We start from the raw sequence: 12,665 nt of genomic DNA, 5'->3' as shown, positions 1-12,665 counted from the left end.
GGCAACGGATCCGGGTCAGCCCCGCGCGGGGAGGGCCAGCTCCAAGGCATTCGCCTCGACGTAGTCCAGGGCGTGCCGGACCGCGCCCGCCGTGACGATCGCGTCGCCCAGGGGTGAGACTGTCACCCGCGGGGGAGTCGCGGTGAAGCGGGGAAGCAGCGCTGTGATGCCGGGCAGGAGCGCCCCGGCGGACTCGGCGACGGCGCCGCCGATCACCACCTGCTCGGGGTTGATCAGGCTCGCGATCGAGGCGATGACCCGGGCCATGCGCTCCGAAATCCGGTCCAGGATGGCCAGGGCCGCCGGGTCTCCCGCGGCCGCGTCCGCGAAGACGGGCGGCGCACTGGCAGGGCCGCCCGCGGAGGGCCCGCCGCCGGCCGCCGACCACTGCCGCACCAGGGCGGCGATGCCGTCGCTGGAGCCAACACCCTCCACCATGTCCAGATAGCCCATCTCGCCGGCGGCCCCGCCGCGGCCGTGGAGCAGGCGGCCGGATTCCATCACGCCGGCGCCGAGGCGTTCGCCGGCCAGGAGCACCACCAGATCATCCACGCCCACGCCGGACCCGCGCCAGCGCTCACCGAGCGCAGCCAGGTTGGCGTCGTTCTCCAGGAGCACGGTCCAACCGTGCAGCTCCTTCAGCGCGGAGCGGAGCCCGACGTCGAACAGGCTCCAAAACCGCTGCGTCACCAGAACGTTGCCGTCGCGGTCCACCGGCGCTGCGATCCCGGCGCCGACGGCCAGGACCCTGCCCGGGTCAGCTCCCGCCGCTTCCAGCGCCTCGCGGCAGGCGAGATCGACGACGCCGATCCGCTCCTGCGCGGGGATGTCCGCCGCGCGGAAGCTCCCGCTGGAACGGCCGATCACCGTGCCGCGGAGGTCGGCCACGGCGGCGGTGGTGGTCGCGGCACCAATGTCCAGACCCAGCACGAAACCCGCTTCCCGGTTGAAGGCAAAGCGCCGGGCCGGCCGGCCCTTCCGCGGACTGGCAGGGTCTGCCGGCTGGTCCTGCTCCACTATCCAGCCCCGGCCGATCAGGTCCTCGCAGACGGCAATCACCGAGGCCCGTGTCAGCCCGGTCAGGGCCATCAGCTCGGTTCCGGTGGCCACATCGGCGCCGCGGATGTGGCGCAGCACTGCCTGGGCGTTGACGCGGCGCAGCAGCTGCGGCGTGGCGGCGGCTGCGTGCGGCATCACTTCTTGACCTCTTCTGTCCCCGGACCCATAATTGTTCAGGCAATATATTTAGCTTGTATCTAAATTACCAGAAGCCCTCCCAGACCCGAAGGAATCTCCTTTGACCAACACCGCCACGCTGGCAACCCTGTCCGGTTCCGATCTCGCCGCCGACCCCAACTGGTGGCGCCAGGCATCGGTGTACCAGATCTACCCACGGAGCTTTTCGGACTCCAACGGTGACGGCCTGGGCGACATCAAGGGCATCACCGCCAAGGTCCCGTACCTGAAGGAACTCGGGATCGACGCCGTCTGGCTCTCCCCGTTCTACCCCTCGGCGCTCGCCGACGGAGGCTACGACGTCGACGACTACCGCGACGTGGACCCCAAGCTCGGCACCCTGGCGGACTTCGACGAGATGTCCGCCGCGCTGCACGCCGCCGGCATCAAGCTCATCGCCGACATCGTCCCCAACCACTCCTCGAACCGGCACGAGTGGTTCCAGGAGGCCCTGGCCTCCCCGCGCGGCTCCGCCGCCCGCGAGCGCTACATCTTCCGCGACGGCCTCGGCGAAAACGGCGAACTCGCGCCGTCGGACTGGGAATCCGTCTTCGGCGGCCCCGCCTGGGAGCGCATCACCGAGCCCGACGGCACGCCCGGGCAGTGGTACATGCACATCTTCGCCAAGGAACAGCCGGACCTGAACTGGGCCAGCCGGGAAATCCGCGACGACTTCCTCAAGACGCTCCGCTTCTGGTCCGACCGCGGCGTGGACGGCTTCCGCGTCGACGTCGCCCACGCGCTGACCAAGGACCTCACCGAGCCGCTGATCTCCAAAGTGGAGCTCAGTGCCGCCAACACCGGAACGGACGGCTTCCCGGACGGCTCGCACCCGTTCTGGGACCGCGATGAAGTCCACGAGATCTACGCCGAATGGCGCGAGGTGTTCAACGAGTACAACCCGCCGCGCACCGCCGTCGCCGAGGCTTGGGTGCACGCCACCCGCCGCGCCCGTTACGCCAGCCCGGAGGGCCTGGGCCAGGCGTTCAACTTCGACCTCCTGCAGGCCGACTTCGCCGCAGGCGAGTTCCGCGAAATCATCGCCCGGAACCTCGCCGAGGCCACCGAGTCCGGGGCCTCCTCCACCTGGGTTTTCTCCAACCACGACGTCGTCCGCCACGCCACCCGCTACGGCCTGCCCCAGGGCGGCGGCAAGCACGCCCAGGGCCAGGACGGCAAGGGCTGGCTGCTGGCCGGCGCCCCCGTCGAGGAGCTCGACGTCGAACTCGGCCTGCGCCGGGCCCGCGCCGCGACCTTGCTGATGCTGGCCCTGCCGGGATCGGCCTACCTGTACCAGGGCGAGGAACTGGGCCTGCAGGAAGTCACGGAGATCCCCGACGCCGAGCGCCAGGACCCCACCTTCTTCCGGAACAAGGGCGTGGAGATTGGCCGCGACGGCTGCCGCGTGCCCCTGCCCTGGGCCCCGGAGGGCACCTCGTTCGGCTTTGGCGCCGGCGGGGCACACCTGCCGCAGCCGGCCTGGTTCAGCCGCTACGCGGTGGCAGCCCAGGACGGCGTGGAAGGGTCCACCCTCGAGCTCTACCGCACGGCCCTGAAGCTGCGCCGCGAACTGCAGACCTCGGAGGAACTGCAGTGGCAGGAATCCGGCAGCGCCGACGTCCTGCGCTTCAGCCGTCCCGGCGGCTGGCAGACGGTGACCAACTTCGGCGACGCGCCGGTTGACCTGCCGGCCGGCGAGGTGCTGGTCAGCAGCGGCCCGCTGGATGGCGGGCAGCTGCCGGCCAACACCACCGTCTGGCTGCGGTGAGCCCCGCACCGCAGGCTTCGCCCGGCACGCCCGCCGGCGCCGGGAACCTTCCCCAGGAACTCGTCTACGGCTGCATGGGCCTGGGCGGCGACTGGTCGGCCGAGCCGTACTCGTCCGCGCACGTGGACGAGGCGGCCGCGGCCGTCGAAGCCGCCCTGAACGCGGGCATCACACTGTTCGACCACGCGGACATCTACACCAACGGCAAGGCCGAAGCCGTCTTCGGCGAGGTCCTGGCCCGCACCGCCGGGCTGCGGGAGAAAATCCGGCTGCAGACCAAGTGCGGCATCCGGCTCAACGAGCAGGGCCTGGAGGCCTACTACGACCTCAGCCGGGACGGCATCCTGGAGCGGGTCAACGAAAGCCTGGCCCGGCTCCGGACGGACTACGTCGACGTGCTCATGCTGCACCGCCCGGATCCCCTGATGGATCCGGCGGAGGTGGCCTCCGCCGTCGGGCAGCTCATGGCCGAAGGCAAGGTGCGGGCCGTGGGCGTGTCCAACATGTCGGGCCCGCAGATCGAGATGCTGCAGGACCGGCTCGAGGTTCCCGTGGTGGGCAACCAGCTCGAAATGAGCCTGCTGAAACGGGCGTGGCTGGAAAGCACAGTGCTCGTCAACCATGCCGAGGGCACGGACTACAGCTTCCCGCACGGGACCGTCGAGCACTGCGTCCGGAACGGCATCCGTCTGCAGGCATACGGGTCGCTGGCCCGCGGCCTCTACACCGGGGCGCCGGCGGCCGCTCGGACGCCGGCCGAGGAGGCCGCCACCTCCCTCGTGGCCGCCCTGGCCGCCGAGAAGGGGACCACGGGGGAAGCGATCGTGCTCGGCTGGCTCATGAGGCACCCTGCAGGGATTGCGCCCGTGATCGGCACCGCGAACCCGGACCGGATCCTCGCCTGCGCCGGAGCCGCCGAGGCCGCCGCGGCGATGACCCGCGCCGAGTGGTACGGGCTCTGGGTCGCGGCCCGGGGAAGCAACATCCCCTAGCCTGTCCGTCCCACCCAACTGGCCGGCAGCCGAGGCCGTTGGGAGCCCGAAAACGGCTTCTGCTGCCGGCCAGCTGGGTGTGGACGTGATTTTGGTCGTAATGGTCGCCGCTGAGGGCCGGATCGCTTAGCGGCAAGTGCCCCCGGGCGACTAGCGTAGATGCATGACCTCTACCACCACCGCCGAATCACTTCGGCCCCAACGCAACATCCCGGCCGACATCGCCCGCTCCTGGCTGCTGGTTAACGCGATGAAGACCGATCTCTTCGACCAGTCCGCCGTCTCCCGGGCCGATGCGATCATCCTCGACATCGAAGACGCGGTGGACCCCTCGCAGAAGGACGCCGCCCGCGCCAACGTCGTGAACTGGCTGACCGCCGGCGGCAGCGCGTGGGTCCGGATCAACGACGCCACCAGCCCGTTCTGGGCCGACGACCTCGCCGGCCTGCGCGGCACCCCCGGCCTGCTGGGCATCATGCTGGCCAAAACCGAATCGGCCGACCAGGTCACGGAGAGCTTCCACCGGATGGACGGCAAGACCCCGGTGATCCCCCTGGTCGAGTCCGCCGTCGGCATCGAGGAAGCCAACAACATCGCCAAGGCCCAGGGCGCCTTCCGCCTGGCCTTCGGCTCGGGCGACTTCCGCCGCGACACCGGCATGGCGGCCACCGCGGAAGCCATGGCCTACCCCCGCGCCAAGCTCGTTGTGGCCAGCCGCGTGGGCAACCTCCCCGGCCCCATCGACGGCCCCACCGTCGGCACGAACCACCCGATCCTGCGCGAACAGACCGGCATCACGGTGATGATGGGGATGACTGGGAAGCTCTGCCTCGCAATCGACCAGACCCCGGTCATCAACGAGGTCATCAGCCCCACGCCGTCCGACGTCGCCTGGGCCACCGACTTCATGGCCGACTTCGAAGCCAACGGCCGCGTCATCCGGGACGGCTCCGACCTGCCGCGCCTGGGCCGGGCCGAGAAGATCATGAAGCTCGCGGTAGCCTTTGGCGTGCAGCCGGCCCTGTAGCCGCCACACCACTCGAGGAGACCCCGTGACCGATACCCGCTATCTGGTGCACGGGGTCTTTTGGGATGGTCCGGCGCCCGGGCCCGCCGCAGCGTCCGGCGGCAGGCCGCCGGCGATGCGCCTGCAGGACCCTGGCGGCGCCCTCACCGCAGTGACGCTCGACGCCGGCACCCGCCTCGGTTTCCGGCTCGCCGCCGCGGGGAAACAGTGCCTTGGGCATCACTTGGTGCACGGACCCGCCGACCGGGACCACGTCCTGTGCCCGGACCGGGCTCCCGCCGCCAGGGGCAGCCAGTGCGGGCGGTGCTTCGTCCTGGATGAATTCCGGCTGATCCATGACTTCCACCGCGGCGGCCGGGTCCCGCCGGGCCTGCGCGCGTACCTGATGCAGCCGCACTGGCTCTACGTCGCCACCTTCGCCAACGGGGCCAGCAAGGTCGGCACCGCGTCCCACCGGCGCAAATGGAACCGGCTCGCCGAGCAGGGCGCCGTCGTCGCCCGGTACGTCGCCCGTGCCGAGGACGGCCGCGTGGTCCGCCTCCTTGAAGACATGATCACGCGCGAGGCCGGGCTGCCGCAGCAGGTCCGCGCTGCCGCCAAGGCCGCTGCGCTGCTCGCCCCGGAAGCCGCCGTCGACCTCGACGCCCTGAACGGACGGCTGGCAGGGGAGGCCCGGACCCTGATTGCCGGTGCCGGCGGGGAGGGCTTCGCGGTGGTGGATGAGCGGTGGGACCGGCCGGAACTCTCCGCGAAGGCCTGCGCCCCGGCCGCCCGGCATGCTTATCCGCACGACCTGGCGGCCGGAGCGCATGGGTTCCGGATCGACGCGCTGAGCGGCAGCATTGCCCTCGCGGCGCTGGATGGCAGCGGACTGGAATTCGTGGTGAACCTGGGCCAGCTCAAGGCCCGGGTGATCGAACTCGGTGACCACGGCTCGGATGTCCCGGCCGTGCAGGAAGCCTTGTTCTGACGCTGGAATTGCCCCGCGGCGCGCAAATTACCGGGCGCGCCCGTATTCCCGCGTCGGCAGGCAATTTGAGTGTCGCCAGGAATTTTGCGGCTCGCGGTGTCGTCCGGCCGTCCCGGTAGACTGGCACGGTGCTGAATGAATTCTGGGCCACCGCGTCAACCACCTACAAGGTGATCGTCTTCAGCGCCATGGGCCTGATCGCCCTCGGCATCATCCTCAGCGTGGTGGGCAACAGCACCGGCAACCAGCCCCTTGCCCTCGCCTCACTGGCAGTGATCGGACTCGGCCTGATCCTGCACATTGCCGGGCTTGTGGTCCGCGGCCAGGCGATCCGGAAAAACCTCAAGCGCTAGCGGCCGCGTTCCGCACCACATGGCTCCGGGCATGCTCCACCGCGTCCGGGAGGGATGTGAACAGGTGCTTGTGATGCCGCAGTGAGCGGATGACCCCCACATTGGTCACGAGCTCCAGATGCTGCGGCTGGACCCCCTTCAGCAGGACCGTGACCCCGCGCAGCTCCAGCGCGGAGACCACCTCAACGAGCATGTGGGCGCCCGTGGCGTCCAGCATCCGCAGCTGGGAGAGCCGGATGACGGCCACCTGGATGTCCCTGACCTGGCTGATCTCCTGCAGGACCCGCTCCGCTGCACCGAAGAACATGGCCCCGTCCAGACGGAAGATGGCGATGTGCTCATCGCCCGGAACCGGCGGCCCCGGGATGACCTCGCGCCGGACCCCGCTCAGGGAAGCGAATGTCCGCAGCGTGAACACGGCGGCCGCGGCGAGTCCGATCTGGATGGCCACAATGAGGTCGAATGCGACGGTAATGAGGGCTGTGACCACGAAGACCGCGGCGTCGGCCCGGGTGGAGCGCAAAATCGCCGTCACGGTGTGCCGCGAGACCATGCGGACGGCCGTGACCATGAGGATGCCGGCCAGCGCCGCCAGCGGGATCCTGCCGACGAGCCCCGCCGCCAGGTAGATGATGGCCAGCAGCACCAGGGCGTGCACCACCGCGGAGAGCCGGGTCTTGGCCCCGGAACGGACGTTCACGGCGGTCCGGGCGATCGCGCCCGTGGCGGGCATGCCGCCGAAGAATCCGGCAGCGATCGAGGCCAGCCCCTGGCCGGTGAGCTCCCGGTCCGGGCTGTACGCGCCGGACGGACGGCCGTCGGGGCCGACCATGCCGGCGGCCACCCGGGCTGAGAGCAGGGATTCGATGGCGGCGAGCGTCGCGATGGACACGGCCGGCATCAGCAGGCCTCCCAGCGCGGCCGGATCGACAGAGGGCATCGAGGGCGCCGGCAGGGAGTGCGGAAGCGCGCCGATCCGGGGTATGTCCAGCGCCAGCATCTCCGCCGCCGCGGTGGTGAGCAGCACCGCGATCAGGCTCGCGGGCAGGGCCTTATTCAGCCTGGGCAGCAGGTACATCACGGCCGCGACGCATGCCACCACCGCGAGCGTCTCCAGCACGGTCGGCATGGTGGCCTGCGACGCACTCTCGACGGCGGCCAGGAGGGTGTTGTGGCCCGGCGTTCCCTCGGTGCCCGTGGCCAAGGGAACCTGCTGGAGGAAAATGATGGCGGCGATGCCGAGCGTGAAACCCTCCACGACCGGCCACGGGATGAACGCGACGGCCCGGCCCAGCCCGCTGGCGCCCAGGACCACGACCAGCAGCCCGGCCAGTACAGAGACCAGGGCAATGCTGCCGACGCCGTGGACGGCGACCACCGGGGCCAGGACCACCACCATGGCGCCGGTCGGGCCGGAGACCTGGACGTTGGATCCGCCCATGACGGCGGCGACAAGTCCTGCCACCACCGCGGTGATGAGTCCGGCCTCCGCCCCGACCCCGGAACTGACCCCGAAGGCCAGGGCCAGGGGGAGCGCCACAATGCCCACCGTGATGCCGGCGAACAGATCCGTCTTCCAGGCGGACCTCAAGAGCTCGTAGTCGCGGCGGGACGGCACAAACCGGGCGAAGCGTCCCCGGGCCGTGGCAGATGTCGTCGCCGGGTCTGCTGCCTGGGCCGCGCTCACGTTGCCGCGGCGTCGAGGTGGCCGGTACTGTCGGCGTCGCCCGCGCGGTCGAGGTGGCCTGCCGGCAGCTCCTGCGCTATCCGGAGCTGTTCGCTGGAACCGGCCAGGGTGTCCAGCAGGAAGACCCGGGCGATCGCGAGCAGCTCCTTGATCTTGGGATGAGCCAGCCGGTAGGTCACGACATTCGCCGTCCGGACCGATGTCACCACACCGTGCCGGCGCAGCGTGCCCAGATGCTGGGACAGGTGCGAGGGCTCCAGCCCCGTCTCGGCGAGCAGGTAACTGACCGGTGCCGTATTGTCCGGCGCGGCCGCCAGAAGCTCGAGGATCCGGATTCGGGCCGGGTGCGCCAGGGCTTTGAACAGGTTGGCCTTGATTTCATACAGGGGGGTCTGAGCGGCGGAGATCATGGCGGGGAAACACTTTCTCGCATCCGTTCGCGGCCGGGGTCCGGCGGCGCCCTCGGCGATACGGATTGATGGATTGATGTTTTCATCATATCGCGCCGGTCAAGACCCGCCGGAGCGCCCGTCAGTGCCCGTCCGGTCCCCGGCGCGCACCCTGTCACGAAGCCGGACGGCTCCGGGCGTGGCGATAGGCTGGAACCATGACTATCAATCCGGACCTGCAGGGGCGCAGCTACCCTGCCGCAGAGGTGTATGACGTCGGCCGCGAGAAGATCCGCGAGTTCGCGCGCGCGGTCAAGGCCACCCACCCCGCCCACTTCGATGTTGCCGCCGCCGAGGCGCTGGGTCACAGGGACCTCGTGGCGCCGCCGACCTTCGCCATTATCGTCGCGCAGCGAGCCGACGCGCAGCTGATCGAGGATCCGGAATCCGGGATCGACTTCTCCCGCGTGGTCCACGCCGACCAGCGGTTCACGCACCACCGCCCGATCATCGCGGGGGACCGGTTGGTCGCCGAACTGCACGTCGACGGCGTCCGCGCCATGGGCGGCGGAGCCATGATCACCACCCGCTCGGAAATCTTCGCGCTGGCCCCCGGCGATGCCACCGATGCCACCGGTGTCCGGGAGCCGGTCGCCACCACCACCTCGTCCATCCTGGTCCGCGGAGAGGGACAGTAGCCATGAGCATCGACATCGCAGCACTCACGGTCGGCCAGGACATTGGCAGCCGCAGCATTACCGTCACCCGCACCGACCTCGTCAAGTACGCCGGCGCATCCGGTGACTTCAACCCGATCCACTGGAACGAGGCCTTCGCCACGGGCGTCGGCCTGCCCGGCGTGATTGCCCACGGCATGTTCACCATGGGCGCCGCCGTCCAGCTTGTGACCGACTGGGCCGGCGATCCCGCCGCCGTCGTCGACTTCCAGACCCGCTTCACCAAGCCGGTGCCGGTCGATGACACGACGGGGACCCCGGAGGCCGGTGCCGTGATCGAGGTCAGCGGCGCCATCGGAGCGATCGACGCCGACGCCGGCACCGCCCGCGTCGACCTCACGGTCGTCTCGGCCGCCCAGAAGGTCCTCGTCAAGGCCCAGGCCGTCGTCAGGCTGGCCTAGCCCATGGCGCTGCTGTGACCCGCGCTGCTTTAACCAAGAAAGGTTTCGTTCCGGCCCCCGAGATCACGCACTGGCGAAACGCCGTGGTGGTGGCCTACGCCGCGAGCGGAATCGCTTTTTCCACCTGGGTGTCCCGGCTGCCGGCCATCCGCGACGGTCTGGACCTGACCCCGGGCACGATCGGGCTGCTCCTGCTCTGCATGACGGCGGGATCCTTCGTGTCCGTGTCCGCCTCGGGCCCTGATTGTCCTTCGCCTTGGCTCCAAGCGCACCATCCGGATCGGCAGCATCATGGTCGGATTCGGGCTGGCGCTGGCAGGCTTCGGCACCTCGGTGCTCGCCAGCCCGGTGGCGGTTGCCGCGGGTCTGGCAATCATCGGGCTGGGCACCGCCAGCTGGAACACCGCGTCCAACGTCGAAGGGGCGGCGGTGGAACGCGCCGTCCGGCGGCACATCATGCCCCGGCTGCACGGCTCCTTCAGCCTGGGCACTGTTGCGGGCGCCGGGCTGGGCGCCTGGGCTGCCGCCGCCGGGATCCCCGTCTTCCTGCACCTGGCCGTGGTGGGCCTGCTGGTGGCCGGCTCGGTGACCACCGCGGCGGCCTGGTTCCGGGCGGACATCACGCCCCTCGAGGCAGAGCGGCCCTTCAAGGCGTCCGGGACAGACACCTTCGAGGATCCTTCCACCGGGCCCATCCCGATCGTCCGGCAGGCGGACGCGGTCCCGGAGCCGCCGCTGGACAACAAACGCCTCATTGCCCAGGCCTGGCGTGACAGGCGCACCCTGCTGCTGGGCGTGCTGGTCCTCGGGCTGGCCCTGGCCGAAGGAGCGGCGGGGGACTGGGTGGCGCTGGCGCTGGCCGACGGCCACGGTCAAACCGACGCCGCCGGAGCTGCCGGGTACGGGCTGTTCGTCACCTTCATGACCATCGGCCGCTTCGCCGGCACCCTGGTCCTGGACCGCTTCGGCCGGGTCCCGGTGATGCGCTGGTGCGCCGCGCTGGCGGTTCTGGGCCTCGGCCTGTTCGTCTTCGCCCCGGTACCGTGGCTGGCCTACGTGGCCCTGGCCATCTGGGGACTCGGCGCGTCCCTGGGCTTCCCGGTCGGCATGTCCGCCGCGGCCGACGACCCCGTCAAGGCCGCCGCGCGGGTGTCCGTGGTGTCCACGATCGGCTACGGAGCGTTCCTGTGCGGGCCGCCGCTGCTGGGCCTGCTGGCCGAGCACGTCGGCATTCTCCACTCGCTGCTGGGCGTCATGGTGATGCTGATCGTCAGTTTCCTGCTCTCCCCGGTGGCCCGCAAACTCGCCGCGCCCGTACCCGTGCCGGGACAGTACAGCTAGCCAGGTGCCGCCAGTACCGGCTTAGCCGGGCGGATGATCCCGGCTAGGCTGGTCAGGTGACCCAGATCCAGCTCTCCGCCCTGACCACCTCCGCCGTCGGCGGCCCCGCCGGCAGCTATATCGAGGCCCGCACCGAGGCCGAGATCATCGACGCCGTGCGCACCGCGGACGCCGCCGGCCAGTCCCTGCTGATCATCGGCGGCGGCTCCAACCTGTTGGTGTCCGACGCCGGGTTCCCCGGCACGGTGCTGAAGATCGCCTCGGAGGGGTTCACCGTCGACGCCGAGGACTCCTGCGGCGGCGTGGCGGTGGTGGTCCAGGCCGGCCACAACTGGGACGCCTTCGTTGAACACGCCGTGAAGCATGCCTGGTCCGGCGTCGAAGCACTCTCCGGGATCCCCGGTGCCACGGGCGCCACCCCCGTGCAGAACGTCGGCGCCTACGGGGCCGACGTCTCCCAGACGATCGCCGTCGTGCGCACCTGGGACCGGGAACGCAACGCGGTGAAGACCTTCACGAATTCCGAACTCAAGTTCGGCTACCGGGACTCCATCCTGAAGCAGACCACCGTCAACGGCTCACCGCGCTATGTGGTGCTCACCGTGGAGTTCCAGCTCCCGCTCGGCCGGAAGAGCGCCCCGGTCCGCTACGCCGAACTCGCCCGGGTGCTCGGCGTCGAGCAGGGCCAGCGCGCCTACTCCACCGACGTCCGGCGCGAGGTGCTGCGGCTCCGGGCGTCCAAGGGCATGGTCTGGGACGCGGACGACCGTGACACCTACTCCACGGGATCCTTTTTCACGAACCCGATCGTGGCCGAGGACGTCGCGGCACGGCTGCCGCAGGAGGCCCCGCGGTACCCCGCCGGTGCGGACGGGCTGACCAAGCTCTCGGCGGCGTGGCTGATCGACCAGGCCGGGTTCGCCAAGGGCTTCGGCCTGGACCCGGACAGCGTCTCGGGCGGCCGGGCCTCGCTGTCCACCAAGCACACCCTTGCCATCACCAACCGGGGAGGGGCGAGCGCGGCGGACATACTGGCCGTTGCGCGCGAGGTCCGCCACGGCGTCGTCGAACGTTTCGGCATTGAACTGCACCCGGAGCCGCTGCTGATCGGCGTCGATCTTTAGGGAAAGTCCGGCCCAGGGAAAGGGCCGCCGCCCGGGCAGGGCCGGGGGGCAGCGCCGGCCCGGGCGCCCCCGCGCCCCGGCTACGGTTCCGTGTGGCGGGGTGCCACCTTGCTGAAAAGCATGAAGGTGAAACCGGAGGCCGCGGCCCCGAGCAGGAAGACCTGGCAGAACGCCACGGACTGGACGCTGGGCCCGCTTTGCAGCACCAGTCCGGCGCACGCAAACGCCACGGCGCCGGCGAGGAACGCCAGGGAGCCGAGCAGGAAGGCCTGTACGGTGGCCGGAAATTCGCCGCCATAGTCGAGCTGGAGCTCCCGGCCCTGCGGGGCGATGCTTCCGTGCTTCACGGCCGCCTGCACCCGTGCCTGAGACCGTGACCGTGCCCGCGGCTGCAACGCCGCGGCCGTGACGAAGCTGGCCACGGACACCGCCATGGACGAGGCGGCCACCAGCTGCAGGGTGCTCATCATGGGCGAGAGCCGGGTACCGCTGGCGATGGCGACGGCGAGCCCGGCAGCCATGCCGGCGGCGCTGGACGCCCAGCCCAGCAGGGCCAGCTTCCGGCACAGGGGCCGCAGTAGCGGCCACACCTCACTCATAGTCATGATTCAAGGGTAGGGAAGCCTGCTGGATGGCGGCT

Annotated in this window: 12 protein-coding genes and 1 pseudogene; 9 read left to right on the top strand and 4 right to left on the bottom strand. The window is 70.5% G+C overall.

Going from position 1 to position 12,665, the window contains the following annotated elements; genetic code table 11:
- Positions 1–15: 15 nt before the first annotated feature.
- A complete protein-coding gene (locus tag AC1DHX_RS08135) occupies positions 16–1,194 on the bottom strand; it encodes an ROK family transcriptional regulator (protein WP_476859386.1) in 1,179 nt (392 codons plus the stop codon).
- 103 nt (positions 1,195–1,297) lie between these two features.
- Between AC1DHX_RS08135 and AC1DHX_RS08130 the strand changes: the two genes are divergently transcribed.
- The 5 genes from AC1DHX_RS08130 to AC1DHX_RS08110 all read left to right on the top strand — a co-directional run bounded on the left by AC1DHX_RS08130 (position 1,298) and on the right by AC1DHX_RS08110 (position 6,346).
- A complete protein-coding gene (locus tag AC1DHX_RS08130) occupies positions 1,298–3,004 on the top strand; it encodes a glycoside hydrolase family 13 protein (RefSeq protein WP_476859387.1) in 1,707 nt (568 codons plus the stop codon).
- Entirely contained in the window at positions 3,001–3,996 is a 996-nt protein-coding gene (locus tag AC1DHX_RS08125) for an aldo/keto reductase (RefSeq protein WP_476859388.1), read from the top strand. The genes AC1DHX_RS08130 and AC1DHX_RS08125 overlap by 4 nt, the downstream gene beginning before the upstream one ends.
- A gap of 163 nt (positions 3,997–4,159) precedes the next feature.
- Positions 4,160–5,023: an HpcH/HpaI aldolase/citrate lyase family protein gene (locus tag AC1DHX_RS08120; protein WP_223913776.1), complete on the top strand. Its 864-nt coding sequence runs from the start codon at positions 4,160–4,162 to the stop codon at positions 5,021–5,023.
- A 25-nt stretch (positions 5,024–5,048) separates the two neighbouring features.
- Entirely contained in the window at positions 5,049–5,993 is a 945-nt protein-coding gene (locus AC1DHX_RS08115; protein ID WP_476859389.1) for a DUF2797 domain-containing protein, read from the top strand.
- Between the two features lie 128 nt (positions 5,994–6,121).
- The gene (locus AC1DHX_RS08110) at positions 6,122–6,346 is read left to right on the top strand and encodes a DUF3188 domain-containing protein (protein WP_223913778.1); all 225 of its coding nucleotides are present in this window, start codon (positions 6,122–6,124) and stop codon (positions 6,344–6,346) included.
- Here the strand turns inward: AC1DHX_RS08110 and AC1DHX_RS08105 are convergent.
- Both AC1DHX_RS08105 and AC1DHX_RS08100 read right to left on the bottom strand, forming a co-directional pair.
- Positions 6,336–8,033, bottom strand: a complete 1,698-nt coding sequence (locus AC1DHX_RS08105) for a SulP family inorganic anion transporter (protein WP_476859390.1) — start codon at positions 8,031–8,033, stop codon at positions 6,336–6,338. The two genes, AC1DHX_RS08110 and AC1DHX_RS08105, sit on opposite strands and share 11 nt — an antisense overlap.
- Positions 8,030–8,443 carry an ArsR/SmtB family transcription factor gene (locus tag AC1DHX_RS08100; protein ID WP_476851331.1) on the bottom strand — a complete coding sequence of 138 codons (414 nt, stop codon included), beginning with the start codon at positions 8,441–8,443 and terminating at the stop codon, positions 8,030–8,032. Before AC1DHX_RS08100 ends, AC1DHX_RS08105 begins: the two co-directional genes overlap by 4 nt.
- Positions 8,444–8,640: 197 nt before the next feature.
- Between AC1DHX_RS08100 and AC1DHX_RS08095 the strand changes: the two genes are divergently transcribed.
- The 4 genes and pseudogenes from AC1DHX_RS08095 (at position 8,641) to AC1DHX_RS08080 (ending at position 12,025) form a co-directional block, all read left to right on the top strand.
- Complete coding sequence (locus AC1DHX_RS08095) at positions 8,641–9,120, top strand: FAS1-like dehydratase domain-containing protein (RefSeq protein WP_476859391.1); 480 nt, start codon at positions 8,641–8,643, stop codon at positions 9,118–9,120.
- 2 nt (positions 9,121–9,122) lie between these two features.
- Positions 9,123–9,560 (top strand): MaoC family dehydratase, encoded by a 438-nt coding sequence (locus AC1DHX_RS08090; protein WP_476859392.1) that lies wholly within the window; start codon positions 9,123–9,125, stop codon positions 9,558–9,560.
- A gap of 14 nt (positions 9,561–9,574) precedes the next feature.
- Positions 9,575–10,901, top strand: a pseudogene (locus AC1DHX_RS08085) (MFS transporter).
- A gap of 56 nt (positions 10,902–10,957) precedes the next feature.
- A complete protein-coding gene (locus AC1DHX_RS08080; protein WP_476859393.1) occupies positions 10,958–12,025 on the top strand; it encodes a UDP-N-acetylmuramate dehydrogenase in 1,068 nt (355 codons plus the stop codon).
- 80 nt (positions 12,026–12,105) lie between these two features.
- Here AC1DHX_RS08080 and AC1DHX_RS08075 read toward each other — a convergent pair whose 3' ends face one another.
- Positions 12,106–12,630 (bottom strand): hypothetical protein, encoded by a 525-nt coding sequence (locus AC1DHX_RS08075; RefSeq protein WP_476859394.1) that lies wholly within the window; start codon positions 12,628–12,630, stop codon positions 12,106–12,108.
- Between the last annotated feature and the right edge of the window lie 35 nt (positions 12,631–12,665).

Source organism: Arthrobacter sp. 05N33_2, from assembly GCF_056397425.1.
This window is presented reverse-complemented; position numbering and strand designations above follow the sequence as displayed.

Bases quoted from the DNA above. Each gene is read 5' to 3' on its own strand.
- AC1DHX_RS08135 (WP_476859386.1), bottom strand. From the start codon at position 1,194: ATGCCGCACGCAGCCGCCGCCACGCCGCAGCTGCTGCGCCGCGTCAAC.
- AC1DHX_RS08120 (WP_223913776.1), top strand. From the start codon at position 4,160: ATGACCTCTACCACCACCGCCGAATCACTTCGGCCCCAACGCAACATC.
- AC1DHX_RS08100 (WP_476851331.1), bottom strand. From the start codon at position 8,443: ATGATCTCCGCCGCTCAGACCCCCCTGTATGAAATCAAGGCCAACCTG.
- AC1DHX_RS08095 (WP_476859391.1), top strand. From the start codon at position 8,641: ATGACTATCAATCCGGACCTGCAGGGGCGCAGCTACCCTGCCGCAGAG.
- AC1DHX_RS08090 (WP_476859392.1), top strand. From the start codon at position 9,123: ATGAGCATCGACATCGCAGCACTCACGGTCGGCCAGGACATTGGCAGC.
- AC1DHX_RS08075 (WP_476859394.1), bottom strand. From the start codon at position 12,630: ATGACTATGAGTGAGGTGTGGCCGCTACTGCGGCCCCTGTGCCGGAAG.